This is a genomic window from Nocardioides sp. CPCC 206347 (assembly GCF_048654605.1).
GTDB lineage: Bacteria > Actinomycetota > Actinomycetes > Propionibacteriales > Nocardioidaceae > Nocardioides.
This window is the reverse complement of the sequence record NZ_JBMCYZ010000005.1, coordinates 435,293-454,956: the sequence shown is the minus strand read 5'-3', so window position 1 is coordinate 454,956 and position 19,664 is coordinate 435,293. Positions and strand designations below refer to the sequence as shown.

Here is a 19,664-nt window from a genome sequence, read left to right as displayed (position 1 = left end):
CTGTCCACCACGATGGACCTCGCGGCGGTGCTCGCCGTGCTGGCTCGGACTGGAGGACTGAGTGATGAGCGGTGGTCATGTCTTCGTGGTGCTGGGTCGGATCGAGTCGGTGGTGCATGACGTGGCGGTCGTGTCGACGTCCGGTGCGTTCAGGATCCGTGAGTACTGGCTCGACCTCCTCGGCAGCAGCGGTGCCGCTGTCGATCGGCATCGACCCGTCCAGTTGGCCGAGAAGGGCTACGGCCCCAGTCCGGTAGACGAGCGGCTCTGGTTCGTCAGTGTTGGAGCAGCCAAGCGGAGCCGGCTCGAGGAGATCCACAGCCGGCTCTCCGCGACCATCGAGGAGATCGCCGCGCTGGGAGTACGGGCCGGTGCGAACCGCGAGAAGTTGCTCGTGGCGGTTCCCGTCATCGGTATCGAGGGCGGCGGCCTGGGGGAGCGCCGGGGAGAGGTGTTGAAGGGGCAGCTTGAGGTCTGCGTGCAGCTTGCCCGGCAACATGACATCGACATCGCGGTCGTCACACCTGATCGCGCCGTCTACGGTGCCGCGCAATATCTGCGGACGCAACTGCGGACGCCCGCGGGGTGGGACCTTTCGCCGCACCTGCAGGATGAGGCCAGGCGGATCGGGGCACTCGCCCGAAGCGGCGAGCTCGCGCTCTTCCTCGGGGCCGGCGTGAGCCTGCCGGCTGGTCTTCCGACATGGGACGAACTGATTGGCCTGCTCTCGAATGGGAGGCTGGGGCTCAAGGAGTCCTCGTTGTCAGCCCTCGACCAGGCCCAGCTCATCGAACTGCGTTCGGAGCCAGGGGAGCTTGGTCAGCGGGTCGCCGAGATCACTTCCGCAGTCAAGCGGCCCAGCCTCGGACATGCTCTCCTGGCGAGCCTGGAGACCAAGGAGATCGTCACGACGAACTACGACCGGCTCTTCGAGACCGCAGTGATGGCTGTCGATGACGAGCCCATCGCGATCCTTCCGTGGGAAACGAGCCGTCGAGACCGTCCGTGGATCCTCAAGATGCACGGCGACATCATGCACGCGGACAAGATCGTTCTCACTCGCCGTCATTTCGTGCAGTTTGACGCGAACGTACGACCGGCCGGTGCACTGCTCCAGTCGTTGCTCATGACCCGACATCTCTTGGTCGTCGGGGCCTCCCTGAACGACGACAACGTCGTACGGCTGGCCCACGAGGTGCAGGCGTATCGCGAGACCCACGGTCTCGAGGGACGGTTCGGCACGCTGCTTGATCTCGACGGTGATCCTCTACGCGAGGAGCTCTGGAGCGGCCAACTCGACTGGATCACCCTGCCTGGCGGAGATGTGGTCGAGAGAGCGCGAGGGCTCGAGATCTTCCTCGACGCTGTAGCGGCTGCTGCGAGCTCCAACTCGTCGTGGCTTCTCGACCAGCGGTTTGAAGACCTGCTGAATTCGGACAACAGCCGTAAGCGCGCCTCGTTGGCGCGGCAACTGTTCCGCACGATTCCATATGATTCGAAGACTTGGGCGCCGTTGCGTGAACTGCTCGTGGACCTGGGGGCCGAGTCGGGCAAGTAATCTCAACGGGTGGATTCGCTCGAGCCTTTCCGGTGGTCTGGAGACGCTGAGGGGCGACTCCCGGTACTGGATGCACCTGGGCATCACACCGAGGCACCCCCCTTAGCCCTCGGCGAGCGCTCGGAGGATCGCGGACGTACCTCTAGAGTTGACGTGGATTAGCGGTTTCGATCCGCGACAGTCCTTGATGAAGTCAGTGGCCGCGTGCTTCGCTGATGCGGCCACCATCACGAATATGTCTGCGTTGGCGCTCAACGAAGCCAACTTGGGACTGCCAACGTGCTCAGCGTTCGTCTTCACGTCGATTCCCGGCAGCAGCGAACGGAGGATCTGCGCTGCTCGCGTGGTTGCAGCCTCGGTCAGCGAATAAAGGGCCACACTCTGTCCCTCCAAGTATCGATAGGCAACAGCCGGATCCTCGCCGTCTACCCGGCCTGCTCTAAGGTCCTCCGGGACCTCCAAGCCCAATTCTGTCGAGACGACACGCAACGCCTCTAGGTCGGTCAGGTCCAACGCCGACTTGTAGGGCCTCACTGCCTCGATCACGTGCCAGAAGAGTTCGTGCTTGGCTTCCATCGCGATCGCCGCGGGACTGCACGTCGCCGACTGGAGTACATCGACGACCCACGTGACAGTCAGCGCGGACACATTGGCGTACACGATCTCGCCGGTCCACTCCAAGGCTCCGGTGAGGACGGCCACGGCTGGGTTGGCCTCGGCGAGATAATCCAGCAGCGCCAGGGTTTGGACCCGCGCTCCGAGCGAGTTCTTGGCACCGATGGCCAGCCCGGCCAATACGCGTCCGCTCAATTCCGCTGCGCCAGGCTCGATGAACACATGGCGGTGCGCAGCCATGAACTGGCCGCCATGCTCACCGAAACGTCCGAGGGCGGGCTCCGAGCAGTCGAACAGCAGGCTGGTGACCTCGGATCGGGTGAGCGGGTCCCAGTCGGCGGCTGCCTCCGCGTCGACGTCGAGCCTGCTCGTCTCTCCAGCATCGTCGGTCACGCCGTCGAACCACCTCAGCCAGCCGAGGGTCTTCTCGGGCATGTTCTGCTTGTCTAGCCAGACCAGGTCCTCACGAGTTCGCGCATCGCTGGTGGACAGGGTCTGACGCAGTTGATGCTCGTCTATGTAGGCGGTGACCGTTGCTGTCGAACTGGCAGCCTCCAAGCCCCGCGCGCAGAAGAGCAGCAGGCGGGCCGCAGCGCGACTCGGCGGCAGGGTGACCGTGAAATCGACCGCTTCCTGGAGGGATCCGTCGGCAGCGAGTCGCGCCGCCTCGTCAAGCGGATCTGGGGGAGTCGGCTCGGGTTCGGGTTGGGGATCGGGGTCCAGTTCAACTTCCGGTACGGGCGTCGGTTTGGTTTCCGCCACTACGACGTTCTCGGCGGCGACCGGGAGAAGGCGGCTCAGACGATCCGCCAGGCCTTCCTCGATCTGCTCGGCCTCGGCCAGAAGTCGCGCCACGGTCGCCGAGCCGTCGACTGCATTCAACGCCAGCAAGAACTCGACGACGACGTCGGAGCGGCGCTTGGTCGCTGCAGTGGTCGCGAGAGCCATGAAGCCCTGAGGGAGATCGGCGATCGCCGCCAGCAGGTCGTGGTCGCGTCCCTCGAGGTCGGCGGCACTGAGATGCTGGGCGTAGACGGCCCGCTGGATTACCCGGGTCGCGCCGAGGGGCCGGCGCATCGCCAGGATATGCGGCAGGTCTTGGTCATCCAGGATCGACTCCCAGTCCTGTAGACCGGCGTACAGACGTAGACGCAGGAAAGCAAGGTTGGTCTGGTCCAGGTCAGCGGTAGCTTCCAGTTCGCGGAGGCAGGCGAGGGCGACCAGACGGTCCTGCGCGGAGATCGCGTGGCCGAGGTCGTCCAGCACCTCGACGGTAGTGCGCGGAGCATCGAACTCGGAGGGCGGCCGACCACCCATCATGCGACTGAGCATCTGCAGGGCGTCCCGGACCTCTTTGCGGGAGTAGGTCGAACCGGGCCTATTCCGCGGTAGGACCTCGAAGCGGACCGGCGGCGTCGGCAGTTGGCTCAATGCACCGTCGAACGGATCGTTAGGATCCAGGTCCCCGCGGTTCCGGGCAAGGTCGCTGTAGGTCGGACCGACCCACCCGTCGAGCAGTTCCAGCAGTTCCCGTCGCCCGCGCGCCGATGGAGCGAACCCGTACCAGTACAGGCAACCTCCGACCCCGCGGGGCAGGAAGCCAACCCGTCCTTGGGCGATCGCTGTCAGCCAGGTCTCGATCACCGACTGCAGTTCGATCGGCACCTGGAGTGGGTCGATCGTGTTCCCGTCGCCGAAGAACTCCTCGAGTGCACTCATGAGACCGAGTACTTCCCGTTGTAGGTGATCCGGGCCGTGGCGATGTCGTGGGGGTCCGAGGTGACGGTCACGCCCTCGTCATTCACCGCTTGGCCGAAGTAGGTGAAGTTCATCGACCCCTGGATGTGGAAGCGGTCGCCGACGATACCTTTGTCGTGAAGGTTGTTGCGGATTGTCACCGTGGGGCGGACGCCCATGCTGTAGGGATCAGCGAGGCGGTCGCGGGCTACCTGGTTCGACTCCACGTCCCGCATCAGGACCCGAACATCCGAACCGCGGCGCGCCAGTTCAATCAGAACCTCCGTGAGGCGGATCGGGCGCGCCGGCAGTCCCGGGAGCACCGTTTTGAACTGTCCGGCGGCGTTGTCGATGACGACGATGTCCGAGATCCACGGCGACAGCACCCACAATTGCTGAGACGGCACCAACAGTTCGGTGACCAGGAGGTTCTGCAGCAGGTCGTTGAGGATCCTGGTTTGGCCCCGGCCTGACGTCGTGATTCGCCTCATGCGGAGACCTCCGCCAGTTCGAGAGAGACGACGACACTGCCGTCCGCGTTGTGCTCGAGTTCGATCACCCGTGGGTATACGTGAAGGTAGTCCGTGGTCACTGGTTCGGTGCTGAGATCGACCAGCAGGTCGGCGAGCACGCCCGCCGCCTCGGGCGCCGCGATCACCTGAGCCGAGCCGTTCTTGGCCAGGACTGAGCGGACGGTTGAGGCCGCATCTTCTTGGTTGACGTCGAGGGCCGAGTCCTTCCCGGCGGCTACCGCACGGAGCAGGTCGGGGGCAGCGGGCAGATTGTCAGCGAACGGATTCCATGCCTGCAGTTCCTCGGCACGCAGTGTCCACCCGCGCGGCCATAGAACTGACTGGATAGCGTCCATCCGTTGCCGTTCGGTGGCACCGGACCCCAGCACCAGGCCGGCGTCCAGGTCGGACCGCTTGCGCATGAGATAGGCCCAAGTACGCGGCGGGATCTCCACCCCGATGCGCGCTTCCTCGCCGGACCAAGTGTCGATCAGAGCCTTGAGCGCATCGTCGGTCGCGTCGCTCGACCCCGGCCGCAGAACCCGGTTGGCTAGGCAGGAGACCACCGATTGCTCGGCCCCGTAGATCCCTGACTTGCGCAGTGCGTCCCGAATGTTCGCCAGTCCGGCGACTCGAGCGGCCTGGGTGGGCGCCGATCGGAAGTCGTTGACCAATGCGCGCCAGTCGTCATCTGTCGTGATCAAGTGCACCAACCGCTGCATGTGGGTGTCGACGAGTTCATGGGTCGACGGTTGCACTGCCCGCATGATCAGTCGGAGGAACCGGCGGGGGTCCGGACGTACCCGGGCGGCGAGGGCCTCGATAAATCCGCCGCCGCCGACCGACGCCTCGGACAGCCAGACTTGGCCCGTCCTCGGACCGTCGTCGGCGTCGAAGCCAGGTTCGACGTCGAGTACGACCCCGTCGGGGTCGTGCTCGGGGCAGATCTGGCGGGCCGCGGCGATTGCGGCCAGCCCTATCGTGGACAAGGTCCGCTCCCGCAGCCACGCTTGGAAGCGCCCCGGGTCAGGAGCCCACAGTTGCTCAGTGAGGACATCCAGGCGTGTGACGACGGCAGGGTCCTTGAGTTCGCTCTTCAGGCGCCTGCCCATCCGACTCACCGCGACGCTGTCGGATTCGCCTACGCCCGGGCTGCGGAACAGTGCATCGAGGGTATCGTCGAGGTGCTTGTCCAACGATCCCTTCACAGCCTGGTAGGCGTCCGACACGCTGGACTGGTTGGTCACGGCGGTCATCAACAGCATGCATTCGAGCGCCTCGTGGAACCAGCCCACCTGGAAGCTGTTCACCCGGTCCAGCAGGAGCGGATCGGTGGTAAGGACGTGTCGGAACCAGGCGCTGCGCAGACCGGGCATGACGTGGTCTGGAGGGGTGATCGTCTTCGGCAGTTGGAGGGTCATCCGCAGTCCGTCGACGTCGTAGGTCGCGCCGAGGCAGACCTGCTCGCCATCGAGGGTGAACCGGGACCGGACCTGCATCTCGACGTCGGTCTGCCCTGGGCCACCCTTGACCATCACAGTGGCGTCCGACTGGGTGGCGACCCGGTGGACGGCGAGATGCGAGTTCTGAGCATGCAGGAAGAAGCGCGCCTCGCTCAGGTAGCGGCCGATCGGGTCCGCCGTCGGCACCCGGAGTACCAGGCCGTCGCCATTCTCGAGGAATTGCGATCGCCATACCATCGTCGCGTTCGACGAGTCCTTGACGTCGTCCGGCGGCAGCTCCAACTTCACCTGGTCGGGGCGGACCACCGAGACTTTGGTCGCGGTGCCGTTGACTTCGATCGTGCAGGCCTCCTCGCGTTGGAACGCGAGCAACGTCGGCGCCAGGTCGATGACGGCGTCCCGATTCCCCAACGGCACCGGGATCCAGTGCCGATGGTCCAGGTTGCGCGTGGCGAACCGACGGGAGACGCGTCCAGGTGCGTACTCCCGCAGCATCTGTCCCATCCGCATCGGTTCGAGTTTGTCCTCGGTATCTCGCCGCGTCTGCGGAGGAATGGACACGTACGTCTCGGGCAACGCGAGTTCGCTGAACAGGTTCATTGGGAAGAAGTCCGGAAGTGGATTCTCGCCCATCGTGTCCCGGTACTTGACGATCTCCGTCTGGGTGGCGATCGACCATTCGTTGTGGAGGCGCCGAGCGAGCGTCGGAATAGCCGCCAGCAGGAGTGGGCGAGGCGGATGCCACAGAATCTCGTTCGCCTCGGAGTCCGTCAGTTGCAGGGCGCCTTGCACCCATTCGCGCAGGCTGCGTTGGCGCGCGGGGTCGCGCATCAAAGACCGCAGGATCGCGACGGCCTTGGTCTGGGTCTCCCGACCCGGCTTGGCGAAACTTTGGGCTGGTGGCTTCGCGAGCGCACTCCAGGCTTTGGTCGTGGGCATCACGTTCTGGGTGCTCAGTTGTCCGGCCAACCAGTCGATCATCGCGATCGTCGCTTGCATGCGCAGCACGGCTCGGTTGCGGATCGGCAACACCAAGTCCGGAAGCACCGGGTCGAACAGCGTGTCCCAGGCCTCGTACGTTGCCCGGTCGCGGCCGTAGTCGGACAGCACCACCGCTGTGTACGGGCGCATCCCGCGCTGGCGGCCAGCGCGGCCCTTGCGTTGCAGAAACGCTGCCACACCGCGTGGTGCCTTGTGCTGGATGACCACACCGACGTCTGGGTCGTCATAGCCCACCTCGAGGGAGGCGGTGGCAACGATCAGTTGGGCATTCGTGTCGACCCCCGAGTCCTGAGATGTCGTCCGGCCGATGTTCAGCCCGGAGCCTCTGTCGGCGAACTTGTGGCCGATCGCATTCGGGAGGTCCCACACCTGTCCTGCGCGCCGTTGGTTGAGCGGGTCATCGGAGGGCACTCGAGTCGAGGCAAGTGGCTTTTTGGTGTGCTCGGTCCTGCCGCTGTAATAGCGCTGGCCCTCAGCGTCGAGGAGATACCCGTACAGTCGGTTGGTGACGTCGAGGTCATCGGTGAACACGAACGCCTTGGTGCCGAGCAGGCCGCCTGAGATCCGACTGTTGGGGGCATCCTGTGTGCGCGGAAGCAGCATGGATGCCTGGATGGTGGTCGAAAGCACCGAGGCGCCGCTGGTCGGGTCGCTGCGCAAGGCGATCAAGTACTCGGCGCCCTCGTATTCCATCTCTGCTGGCTCCGGGGTGATGCTGGCGACCAGTTCATCTTCGACGCCGGTGAGGTCAGCCATGTGCCGGATCGGGTTCGAGAGCGTTGCGGACAGCCCGACGAAGGTCACCGGTCCTTGCAGGCTGTGATGCCAGCGCCGCAGTACCATTGCCGCCTGGGCGCCGGTCGTGCCGTCGTAGGTGTGGATCTCGTCGAGGAGCATCAGCCTCGGTTTCTTGGCCACGCCGACCCCGAAGGTCTGTCGGAGTTGCAGTTCGGAGAGGCCGCGGTTGAGCATCTCCGTGGTCACGAAGAGGACGTCCGGCGGGTGGGTGCGCATCCGTTCTCGAGTGAGGACGACCACCGAGTCGTCGAAGGCGCTCTTGCAGGTGCCGCAGACCAGGCGCTCCTTCTTTTGCTTCACGTCGTCGAACGGCCAGACGAGCTCGCCGCCGCAGCGGACGTACCCGTCGCCAGGGCAGCGCAGTTGTGGCGACGCCCAGCCCGTCGCGCGCTTCGGCCAACTGTTGTAGGGACCGTTCATCCAGCTGAGGCTTTGCGGCGTGCTGGCGTACAGCGCGCCGATGGTCATCGGCCGGCCGCTAGCCTCCATCCAAAGTGGGTCCAGGCGGCGCGCGTTTGCGAAAGCGGTATCCAGTTGATCTTTGAGCAATTCGGTGCGCGGGTACACCGCTAGCGCCCGGGTCCAGCGGGTGGAGTCCTTGAGACCCGCCAGGTACGCGAAGGCTGGCAGGTAGAACGCCAGCGTCTTGCCGCTGCCGGTGCCCGCGCCCACGACGATGGCACTGGTCACCGACGTGCTCAGCGCCGCCAGCGTCTGCCGCGTCGCCCGCACCTGGAACCCGCTGAGCCGGAAGTGATCGGTGTCGATGGCGGTCATTGCGTCGATGACTGATCGGTGGGTGTCGCTAACTCCGACAACCCCGTCCAGCACAGCGTCCCAGGCCTGGTCGCGGACCGGGTAGGCGCGCGGACGACGGGCATAGCGGAAGTCGGAGACCAGGTTCACGCCAGTCTGCCAGGACCCGCCGAGCATGATTTGTCGCAAGCGGGCCAACAGACGCATTGTCTCGCCGTTCCGAGTCCGCCAGCGTGCCGGTGAGACGGTCAGATCCTGGACCAACAAGGCCTGCTCGGTCATCGTCTCGATCACGTCGTCGATCTCGTCGAGGGATCCTGAGCGCATCAACTCCTCGGAGATGTACTTACGCAGTTCGGCATCGCTGAACCCACCGTCGACCACGCCCCAGCACAGCAGCGGGTCCTCGAGTGCCTCCAAATGATCGAGCAGTCGTGCGTACAGGAATGAGGTCATGTCAGCCGCACCCGGAACCGGTCGAGGATGCCGAGATCGGTTACTGCTGCGATCCGCTCGGGCGTGAACCAACTCAACGAGATTCCCTCGGTCTGAGACTTCAGGATCCCTTCGGCGAGCGTGGGGTCGACCAGCGTGCTGATCTCCTCCCCGCACGCGCGCAAAGTAGCTAGGGCCTCGCTGAACCTGGCGACATCGCCTTCCTGGGGGATAGATCGATACCGGATGCCCAGGATGGTGCTGTGCGCGCCGATCAACTTGTTGCGCACATCCTCGACATCGACGCCACCGGCAGCGAGCGCCTCGACGAGTTCCTCGTTAATCGCAGGCAACTCTTGTTCGCGAAACGGCCCCCAGTGCGTGTCCACGAACAGGGCCAGCTTCTTGGTGAGGTTCTCAACGGACTTCACCTGCGACTTGGGCAGTTCGAGGGCGGCGTCAATCGGCAGGCCGGGCAACGTAGTCGCCAGCGAGCGCAACGCGGCAACGGTCTCGGCGGCGTCCTGCACCGAATCGCTGTCCAGAGAGGCATCGATCGAGGCCAGTTCGGTCAGGGCCGTGATCAGCGTCGGGAGTTCCCGAGCGGGGGAGCCCAAACGGTCGGAGAGGGTTCGTAGATCACCAGTCCGAGTCTTGATCTTGACGACGTCATCGACTGCGACCGCGGCGGTGCGCAGGTTGGTCACCCGAGTGAGCAAGGTCATGCGACGACCTCCGGTCCGTTGATCTCTGAGACCGTACCCGCCAGCGACTCCAAGTTCTGGATCAAGTCCTGTCGGATCTCGCTGTATTCACGCTGGGCGCTAGATGCCGGGCCTGCTTGAAGACTCGATTCGAGAGCCGAGACCGCGGCCAGTGCTGGATCGAGCCAGTTCCGGATCCGGCTTACCGGCTTCTCCCAGTCGGCGGTGAGCAGACGCAGACGCTCGTCGGAGGTGAGTTCCTCCCATCGGTCCAGGTCACTTCGGAGCGCCTCTACCGTTTTCAGATCGCCAGGCTTGACGGCCTTGGCTGCGCTACGAAGTCCCTCCGGATCGATCGAGCCGGGCAGTCCGCCCACGTTGATCCGTTCGCCGATCAGGGTGTTCAACTCGGCGGCGACGGCGGCCACCTCGCCGCCGATGTCACTGACGTCGGGTACGCGGTTCGACGCTTCGGCGCGAGCGTCGACGAGGTTGGCGAGCCAACTCGTGACGGCCTCATCTGTCGAGGTCAGCAGATCGGGGGAACCGGCGGGCCAGGCCACCTCTGCATTGGTGTCGCGCACGGCTCGCAGCAAGCGCGTCACATCAACAGCCAGTGGCTTGCCGTCGCCCTGAGTGAAAGAGGCCCGTCTGAGCAGTCGTTCTTGGAGTGCCTGACGTCCAAGGCCTGACTCGATGACCCTCTTCTGCCACTTGTGGAGATTCGGCCGGGCTTCTGGGTCGGTGTGCCCAGGCGGCGACGCGAACAAGGCCTTCACCCGGCTTTGCGCCTCGGACTTGAAAGCGTCAGCGACGCCCAGTGCTTTCGCCATTGCCAGCAGGGTGTGGGCCGTCCGAACGAGTTCAGCGTCGTCACCCTCCTCTCGGCGAGGGAGCAGCTTTTCTGAGACTCGCGCCGCCCACTGCTCGAGTTTCTGATCGCAAAGCCGCTCGAGCGAGTCCCCGCTAGGTACTCCCGCCCACGACCCCGCATGGTTGACCCAGGCGAGGGCCCTCAGCGCCCGGACGTCATCGTCGTTGTCGCGATCGACGGGGAGCAGTGCGTTTGCCAACTTCTCGTCGTCGAACTCGACCGACGTAGTAGCGACGAACGCGGGTGCGAATTCCTTTGTGCCGTTGGTCCACGAACCCTCGCCGCCGTAGCCATCCTCGAGTACCAGTCGTGCCGCGACTGCAGCGTGAACAAAGTTCCGGAGCTTGTTGCGGTCGCCCATGAGCAACTCACCGGTAGCGCGCCACTTGTCGACAGCCTTGACCAACGCAGGCAAGGCCGTCGCCTTTTCTGGCTGTGGTGGTTGTTCCACCGCATCTGTACTGACCACGACTGGCGGAAGATCAGGAGCATTCTCCAGGCCAGCAATCGGCGGAACTCCAAATGCCTGATGAATCGTCGGGTTCAGATTCTCGGGTCCGGCGCCGGACCCCCAGAACCGGACGAGGCGCTCTCGACGATCCGAGATCTCCTTGTCGCCCGGGGTGCGCAAACGTTGGAGTTCCTCAATATCGTCGAGAAGTCCGAGTGCACCGGTCTTGAAGTCGTCGGCGAACGCGACGGTCGGAAATCGGTCGTCTTCCAGTTCGGTCCCATCCCGATGCAGGACGGGACGAACGACTCGCGTAAGGACATCGCGAGCGACAAAGACTCCGTCCTTCGACTGGCTGTCGATGGCGCGGCTAAGGGCATTCGGATTGAAAGGGAACAATCCGAAGTTGTCTACCTGGCCGAATGCGGCGTGACAGGACTGATTGACGGGGCATTGTTCGCACGCACTGACGATCGGTTCGCGACTCTCGTACAGGTCATCCAGAACTGATGTGCCAGTCCGCACCGCGTTCATGTAGCGCGCAACGAAACCAGTCGGGTCGAACACAACCCTTGAGTCCTGGGGGAGTTCAAGGTCAAAGACCTTGTATGTTCGGGTGAACACGGTGTCTGGCATCTGGTCGGTAAAGTAACCGGACGTCACTGCCATCACTACCCGCATCGGGCAGAGCGTGAGTTCCTCGGTCGAGATCAGGGTGATGGCGTCGATCAGTCCGCCCTGGATTCCTTGGAAGATCGAGAAGTCCTCGATCAGCAAGAGCAGTTCCAAGCCCTGTGCGGCCAGGTCGACGCGCACATCTATCAGGATCTGTTTCAGGTCGTCTCCGCCGATCCCAAAGACCTCGCTGACGGCCGGACCCAGTTGCTCATTAAGCATGGTCGCGGCCAATTCGCGCAGTGCCGAATCGCTGGTCAGGGAACCGGCCACCTGTTTTGCCGATTCACCGGCGTTCTTGATGTCGTCGACCGAGAGGTTCAGATCGTCGGCGACGAAACCGAAGGCGCCGTCTTTGTCGACGATCCCCTTGCCATCCAGTTTCTCTTTGACCAGGCGGGCTATGGGGCCTCCGTCGGAGAGCAGGCGGGACTTGAACACGACGTCCCCGAAAAGGGCAGGTAGGCCGGTTTCCATCGCCAGGTACCGACGCAGTTCGACCTGCTCGGGCGTCCCGTCCTTCGTCGCGCCACGCGTCTCAAGCAAGATCGCCAACTCGCTCATCAAACGGAGGCGGGCGACCGGTTCGTCGGACGCTGCATCGACGGCGGTTGCGACCTTGTCGCGCAGTTCGTCCGCCCGGGGTCCGTCAGCATGTTCCAGGATCAGATTGAGGATGGATCGCAATGACATCTTGTGCTTCGGCACGAAGATCATCCGAGTCGAAGGCTTCTGGTCTAGCTTGATGCGCAGCCAACGAACCAGGTGGGACTTGCCAGCACCGGACTTGCCGAGGATGGGAATGATCGGTTGGTCGGCTGGCTGCTCCTCAACCGCTCGCAGCAGGTCCTGCTCCGTGACCTCGGTGCCGCCGTTCAGGCTCTGCACTTGGTCCCGCTGCAGGATCGGGATGGTGCTGTGTGTCGCCAGGAAGACCCCGTCCGACGTGCTCTCGGCTTCGACGGGGATGATCGCCTCCGCCTCCACGGCGTCCCAGCAGGCCGCCGGCAGGGTTCCGCGCCAACTCACTTCTTGCCTCCGCGTTTCAACGTAACGTGCGTTTGCCGACTGGTGTCGGATCGAGCCAGTCGGACTCCCCGGGCATCGGGGAGAGTCTCAAAGGCCAACCGGCCGCGCTCCTCAAGGATTCGCAGTGCCTGTCCGATCGAACTATCGGCGCAGTCCTCGGCGACCGCCGGGTCTGGGTCGGCGCCGAGGTGGGCCGTCAGGGCAGTGCGTACGGAACCGCCGTGGAGTACTGGGATCTTGGAGCTGAGTTTGGTTAGGAAATCGGTGATCGGGATGCGTCCGAGAGGGAGGTCATCAAGGACGTCGTTGACTGCGACCACCGGTAATGGGACCACCCCCGCGCTCTTCATGATCATCATCGGTGGTGATGCCAGGCCCAGTGCAAGCGCCCAGCGACTGGCCGCCGTCCAACGGGTGTCATTGGTGATCGCCCACTTCTCATTGGCGCCGGTCTGGAACTGACTGGTCTGCAGAGGTTGAACCTTCTCTGTCCACGACAAGGGCCGGCCGAGTGCATCCTGGGCCAGGAGCCAAGACAGTGCCCTGGTGAGGTCGCGCGCTCCACTGGTGTGCGCATCTCCTTCTTCGCGGTGCCAAGGGTCGCCGTCCCGTTCGAGGTCGAACACATGCGTCTGCATCAGTCGGCGGAACTGTGAGTTCGAGAACTTGGAACCGACCGTGGTCACACTCTCGCTGACTGTGACGACCCCGTTTTCGGAACGGAGCATCCCGATCGCGCGAAACGACGACAACGTGTTCGTCAACCCGTCACGAGCAGACGGGCCGTCGTTCAAGCCTTCGGGTTTGAAGAGGTCCAGCAGTTTGTCTTCAGTCCAGTCACCGCGTGCATCGATAAGGAAGTTGATGAGTGATCGGCCCAGACCGGGAAGGCTTCGGGGCGGGTTCAGGACGGCCATTCAGAATCTCCTGAGGAAGTCTTCAAGCCCGAGATGCGGGCTACGGATGTTTTTGACCAGGTGATCGGGGTATTCGGGGTCGCGGGTTCCCTCGGGCATGACCACGATCCGCAAAGGCCCTTCTGAACCGGCGAGCCAACTGAGTTGGGGTACTTGGTGCTGGTCGAGGAGGATCAAGGTCGGGACGCAAATCCGCACCGGGGGGCCGCCGCTAGGCACAGGGTCGACCATTACCAGGCCTTCGGACGCGAACTTCGAGGCGGACCCGATGGCTTTCAAGCCGACGAGCGAAGGGGATGCGAAGACTCCCCGGATGCCGTTGTTAACGCACGTCTGGAGGAGATTTCCCAGCAATGAGCGCAGACGGTCCTTCGGGTAGGTGACGACGATGGTCCGCCGGCCGAGCGACAGTTCGCGCAGGGCCGGGCTCGACTCCCGGCGGAGGTTCGGCAGCAGACCCTCGGCAACGATTGGTTGGGCAGCGCGGTAGGTCGACTGGTGGACGTGCTCGGACGCAGGGCATCCGGAGCAGGCAGCGGCGACGATCTGGGTGGCACGCATTGGACCCACGTTCGTGTAGGTGTACTCCTCCTGCAGGATCTTGCCCCAGCATTCGGTTAACGCTAGGAGTCGGCCCACACGGTCCGAGGATGCGGCCTCGGTTCCCTTGATCTCGCTGCGCACTTTCTTGAATGCGGAGACGACCGATTCCTCGTCCAGATTGGTGATGTGCGGGCGGACCCGCACCGCCATCTGACGGACGTACACCTCCCAGGTTGCGGCCACCCGGGCTGACCAGGATTCCTCGGACTCACCGGGTTCCTGTTCGAGTTTCGGCGGTTCGATGTTCTCCAGGTCAAGCAGTCCGGCTCGCTGCATCAGCACCAGGGTGTTTCGGTTCCACAGTCGGTTCTTGTCGGAGTCGATGTCGAGGTTCGGTGGTATCACGGAGGTGTCCAGGACCAGGCGGCGATGGGCATTTTCCTGGTCGACGCGCTGAGACCGCATTGCTTGCCAGCGCTTCCAGGCCTTCTCATCGCCCAGGACTGTCGACTTCTCGATATTGCTCTGATTCTTGTCGACTGTCGCTGGAATCCACACCGAGAGCGCGGCGTGGCCGTCTCGGCCGGCCCGCCCGACCTCCTGATAGAAGCGGTCGACCGTGGCCGGAATGCAGGCATGCACGACCGTCCGGACGTCGCTCTGGTCGACCCCGAGGCCGAAGGCACTGGTGCCCACCACGACGTCGTAGGAGGTCGGCCTACCGTCGCCGGACCACCGCTGGAGGATCTCCAGTCGTTCCTGCGAGCCGATGTCGCCGTGGAAAATCGCCGTACGTCCGAATCCACTGTCGCGGAGTTGGGTGGCGATCTCCTCGGCGGCAGTCTTCCGCGTGGTGTAGACGATCGCAGGACGAGGGAGGTGACGCAGTGCCTCGATGACGCGCTCGAGTCGCGTTTCCGGTGCGCAGATCTCTGCTTGGAGGTACCGCAGTTCGGTGCGTAAGAACGTTGACCCGACGAACAACGATTCCTCGGAACCGCGAAACAGGCCGTCATTGAGGATGAGGCCCTGCTCGGACAGGGTCGCTGTCAGTAGTGCGACCCGGGGAGGAGTCTGTCCGGCGGCCCGTGCGAGTTCGCGGAGTTCGCTGAGCAGCGACGCGACGATCTGGAACTCAGGGCGGAAACTCAGGCCCCAGGACCGCACCAGGTGCGCTTCGTCGATGATCAGGTGGGTGAGTTCGCCGCGTGCCGCGAGGACCCGTAGTGATTGGGCCAAGCCGGTCACCAGCGCCTCGGGCGAGGTGAAGAGCACTCGTTGGGTGCCGTTGCGCAGACGTTCTTTGATCGCGGCGCACTCATCCTCGGAGCGGTCTCCGTAGTAGGCGAGTTCCCGCGGCAGGTGCGCGCTGGGGAAGCGCGCCCGCAGGTTCCGCTCTTGGTCCAGGGCCAATGCGATGGTCGGGACGACGACTACGGTGGTGCCACTGTCGAGCAGGAGTCCGGGGGCAAGTCCGACGATCGACTTCCCGGTTCCGGTGGGCAAGACCACGTGCAGCGTCGCTTCGGGATCACCGAGAGCGGCCGCTCTCATCGCGTTCGCCTGACTGCGCGACCGGTATTCCCGGATCCCGGGCGCGATGGCCGCGACGGCCGGGTCTACCTGAACCGAGTTGTCGGGGCGGGCATAGGTAGACACTCGTTCGCCGTCGGGTAGCACGAAAAGGCCGGGACTGGCGCAGGCGAGGTCCATCCATTTGAGGTCCCCACGCAGCCAATCCGGCGCCCAATCCTCGGCCAAGGAGACGTGGTGCTCGCGCCCGCCGAAGGCGGATACGAGCAGGTGCGCCTTCTCTAAGACGCCGAGATCGATGCCACGGTCCTTGAGGTTGAGGCGGAGGCGAAGGTTGGTGAGCCCAGTGACCCCGCGTCGGTGGCGCAATACCTGGGCAATCAGCACGGCAACGTCGCCGCTGATCGTGTCGCCTGGCGCATCCGATCTCCATGCGTCGACTATTCGGCGGTGCGCTCCGGTCAGGTCGACGGAATCTTCGTGGTCACTGGTGAGCAGGCGCTGAACCAGGTCGAACTCATGGGTCGCCATCAGTCGTTTCCCAAACCCTGGCCGGAGAGAACCACCAAACCGGTGCTGTCCAGTCGCAGAGTCGGGGCCTTGATGGCAGTTGACAAGGCGCGGGCCACGACTTCCTCCCGGTGGATTTCCTCGGTGAGGGTGTTTAGTTCGGCCCCAGTGCTGCGAACTGCGCGCAATCGCAACTGACCCAATCGGGTCGCGGCGTCCTGTTCGGCGATCCCCGCCGCACGCTCGATGGCGGCCAGTGTCTCGGCACTGCTGCGGACCAGTTTCTGTGCTGCTTTCTCGGTCTTGCGCCATTCGGCGGCCCAGTTGGCTGCCGACACGATCTCGTACGCACGCTCGATCCGGATCCGGTTCAGGGCGTAGTCGCCGCCAGGCTCGACCCCGGGTTTCGCATAGGGCGCCTCCAGTGCCTCGAGATGCACCTTGCTTGTCAGTTCCCTGCCCTTGCTGTCCATCCATACGGTGACGATGAGTGGCGGGAAGATCCCGTCGGCACGCCGGGCCAAGGACAGTTGGTCCAGGCCACGGTCCGGGAGTGTGGCCAATTGGCTGCGCGGGTCATCAGCCGACGGGACCTCGAGTGGGTTCGCCTCGATCGCGTAGTCGAACCGATAGACCACGGTCTCCGCTCGCGACCAGGTCGGCAGCCAGCGCCACATCCCGAAGGCGCGGCCGCGGTCGTCGTTGGTCAGGAAGTCGGAGACGGCGTCGATGAACGGGTCGCCGTAGCGGTACAGGTGGACGTCACTGCGATCGATCGCCACGGTCCGCACGAAGGTGCCACGGTGTTCGCGGAACGGTAGGAAGTCGCGGACCAGTCGCCAAGCAGGGACCAACGGCATCTGGGCTTGCTTGCCGGGCATCTTTCCGAATACCTCGTAACTGCCGACATCGGAGACCGGGTGGCCGACCGGTTCGAATCTGAGGTTGCCGGGTGCGCCTGCCTTTGAGAGCAGGCTGTCGGTCAAGGCTGCGAACCCGTTGGCCTCGGCTTCGACCTCCTGCATGCGGTTGAAGATCGAGCGCTCGTCCGAGGTCGACTCGAGGCTGTCGAGAGCATCCTGCTCGCGGACTTTCTCAGTCTCGGCTGCGAGTGCGGCCTTGACGGCAGCGATCGCGGCCTCAGCGCCTGCGGGGCCTTGCTCTACTAGGGTCACCCAGGCCGCGTCGGTGGCGTCGTCCACGGCCTGCTGCAGGCTGGCGACAGAGGTGCCGAAGACGCCGAACCCGTCGAGCAGGATCCGGTACCAAGCATGGGCGAAGGTGTCAGCGTCGGGTTCGCGCACGACGTAGGAGCGCCAGTGCTCGCCCGTCGGGTTGGGGTCCCACCGGTCGCAACGGCCGATCCGCTGCTCCAACCGGTTCGCGCTGGCCGGCACTCCGACGTGGATCAGAAGGTCGGCGAACTGCAGGTTGCGGCCTTCCTCGGCCGAGGAATCAGCGACCAGCACGGCCGCCTTGCGGGTCTCCTCGAAGGTGCGCACGGACTTTTCCGTGAACTCGCTCGGGTCGGTGGCCAGATGCTGGAGGATGCTCTCGGGGGACAGGATCCTGCGCAGTTCCGACGCGACCTCCGCCGCCATCGCGGTCGTCGGGCAGAAGACCACGACGCACTGCTTGGCATCGAACAGGTAAGTGAGCGCGTCCGCCAACGGCCGACTGACCACCTTGCGCCGGTCGGCGAAGCCAAGATCAGCGCTGATCTGGTCCAGTGCGGTCCGCTCGCCGTCGCTCAGCGGGACCCGCGATTCGGCCCACTGCACCAGGCTGGCCGGATCGAAGGTAAGCGCTGTGGCAGTGGCAAGTGCCCGGCCCGCCTCACGAAGGCTGGCGGGATCGCCCTCGACGACTGCGAGGACCTGCTGCCGCCATTGGTCGAGCACGTTGCTGACGTCGGTCGATAGTGCGCCTTCCAGCAACAGTTCCAAGGGCAGGTCGCGCCCGGTCACCTGAAACGATCCCTCCAACGCCGCGGTGCGGCGGGTCCGCAGCATCCGGCGGTGGACTCGGTAAACCTCGGCGATGTGGGTGCGCAGTGTCGTGATTGCCTGGACGAGTGCGGCGTCGTCCTTCGCCGTGACAGCCGCAAGGCCCGCCCTCGAGAGTGCGGCCACCTCCGGGTCGTCGGGGAACGCCGCCGCGATCTCCTTCAAACGGGCGTTCACCAGCACCCCGGGCAGGCCGGGTTGCAGGCCAAGGAACAGGCGGCCGAGGCCGGCTCGCGCCTCGAGGCGCTCTCGTAGTTCCGCGACCGTAGTTCTCTGGTAAACAGCGGGGTCCAGCAACTTGAGCATCGCCAGGAACGCGTGCTCGTTGTGCAGTGCTGGTGTGGCGGACAGCATCAGCAACCGGGGACTGGAGTTTGCCGTCTTGGCCAGGCTCTCGAACCGTGCGGCGAGACTGGAGTCGTCACTGGTGGAGAGTCGGGCCAGGTTGTGCGCCTCGTCAACGACCACCAGGTCAGCGGGGGACCAGGTTGCCGGCTCGTCATCGCGGCCGAAGCGGATCTCGGCCCGCCGGAAGTCCTGGACCCGGAACTTGCTGTGCAGTTCGCGCTTCCACTGGTCGACGAGGAACGGCGGTAGGATCAACTGCACGCTGAGTTTCGGGTTGTCCAGCAGCATCTGCCGGATCACGATGCCTGCTTCGATGGTCTTTCCGAGACCGACCTCGTCGGCGAGCAGGTACCGCTGGACGGGGTCTTGTAGGACCCGCCAGGCGGTCTCAATCTGGTGCTCGTGCAACTCGATGCAACTCGACAAGGCTCCGCGCATGCCGTGCGAGGCAGACCGCTGCCGGAGGATGCCTTGGAGAAAGGGTCGCCGCATGTCGGCCAGGAGAGGGGACTCCAGGAGGCCCGCGGCACCGAAGGCCACAGGGTCGTTGAGGGGTTGATCCCAGCGGACGAAGATCTGCGCTTCGAGCAGGTGGCCGTCCCATTCGTGCCCGCGGACGAGGATGTCACCGTGCTCGGTCGTCTCGATGATGCGACCGGACCGCCATTGGGCAGTCTTGTCTTGCCAGAACACCCGCAGTTCTGGGCTCAGTGCGAACCTCTTCAAACTGGCCCGCGGCACATTCTCCTGGTACATCTCCTCCGGCGTCTGGCTCGGTGCGTCGAAGTAGGCCAGGACCAGGTTGTCGCCATCGCGGCCGACCAATTTGCCTGGTCCGAAGGTGTTCGCCGACGAAACAAGGAGGTCGCCCCTGCTGAGGCCCTTGCTGCGCGCCGCGCGACTGGCGTGGGCGACGCCCGCGACGGCCCTCTCTCGCGGTTCTCTAGCGATCGGGGCCACCCCGTCGGCGTTCCGACTGCCGCGGCAGGTCGGAAATCGCGAGCAACCCCAGAAGGATTTTCCGCTGTTGGGACCTCGAGATACGAACTGCATCAGCATCGGCGCATTGCACTTAGGACAAGTGACGTCGTCGATCACTGCGACCCCCATCTGCTCGGACTTCGAGGAGGCTATCGCCGCCGTCCGACTCATGGAGGTAGGTCAAGGAAATTGCATGAAGGTTTGGCAAATCGCGCGA

General features: G+C 64.5%; 9 protein-coding genes. 1 reads left to right on the top strand and 8 read right to left on the bottom strand.

Annotated features, from left to right (window positions below):
- Nucleotides 1-64: 64 nt before the first annotated feature.
- Nucleotides 65-1,558, top strand: a complete 1,494-nt coding sequence (locus tag ACOACQ_RS19090) for an SIR2 family protein (protein WP_378596064.1) — start codon at nt 65-67, stop codon at nt 1,556-1,558.
- 102 nt (nt 1,559-1,660) lie between these two features.
- Here the strand turns inward: ACOACQ_RS19090 and dpdD are convergent, their stop codons facing one another.
- Genes dpdD through dpdE form a run of 8 tightly spaced genes read right to left on the bottom strand, consistent with a single transcriptional unit; the run spans nt 1,661 to nt 19,525 of the window.
- On the bottom strand, nt 1,661-3,892 hold the full coding sequence (gene dpdD, locus ACOACQ_RS19085) for a protein DpdD (protein ID WP_378596063.1): 2,232 nt from the start codon (nt 3,890-3,892) through the stop codon (nt 1,661-1,663).
- Complete coding sequence (gene dpdK / locus ACOACQ_RS19080) at nt 3,889-4,401, bottom strand: phospholipase D-like domain-containing protein DpdK (RefSeq protein WP_378596062.1); 513 nt, start codon at nt 4,399-4,401, stop codon at nt 3,889-3,891. Before dpdK ends, dpdD begins: the two co-directional genes overlap by 4 nt.
- Complete coding sequence (gene dpdJ / locus ACOACQ_RS19075; RefSeq protein WP_378596061.1) at nt 4,398-8,897, bottom strand: protein DpdJ; 4,500 nt, start codon at nt 8,895-8,897, stop codon at nt 4,398-4,400. Before dpdJ ends, dpdK begins: the two co-directional genes overlap by 4 nt.
- A complete protein-coding gene (locus ACOACQ_RS19070; protein ID WP_378596060.1) occupies nt 8,894-9,601 on the bottom strand; it encodes a hypothetical protein in 708 nt (235 codons plus the stop codon). Before ACOACQ_RS19070 ends, dpdJ begins: the two co-directional genes overlap by 4 nt.
- The gene (gene dpdH / locus ACOACQ_RS19065; RefSeq protein ID WP_420289045.1) at nt 9,598-12,609 is read right to left on the bottom strand and encodes a protein DpdH; all 3,012 of its coding nucleotides are present in this window, start codon (nt 12,607-12,609) and stop codon (nt 9,598-9,600) included. The genes ACOACQ_RS19070 and dpdH overlap by 4 nt, the downstream gene beginning before the upstream one ends.
- The gene (dpdG, locus tag ACOACQ_RS19060) at nt 12,606-13,526 is read right to left on the bottom strand and encodes a protein DpdG (RefSeq protein WP_378596058.1); all 921 of its coding nucleotides are present in this window, start codon (nt 13,524-13,526) and stop codon (nt 12,606-12,608) included. Before dpdG ends, dpdH begins: the two co-directional genes overlap by 4 nt.
- Entirely contained in the window at nt 13,527-16,133 is a 2,607-nt protein-coding gene (gene dpdF / locus ACOACQ_RS19055; protein ID WP_420289044.1) for a protein DpdF, read from the bottom strand.
- Nucleotides 16,133-19,525 carry a protein DpdE gene (dpdE, locus tag ACOACQ_RS19050; protein WP_420289043.1) on the bottom strand — a complete coding sequence of 1,131 codons (3,393 nt, stop codon included), beginning with the start codon at nt 19,523-19,525 and terminating at the stop codon, nt 16,133-16,135. Before dpdE ends, dpdF begins: the two co-directional genes overlap by 1 nt.
- Nucleotides 19,526-19,664 lie beyond the last annotated feature (139 nt).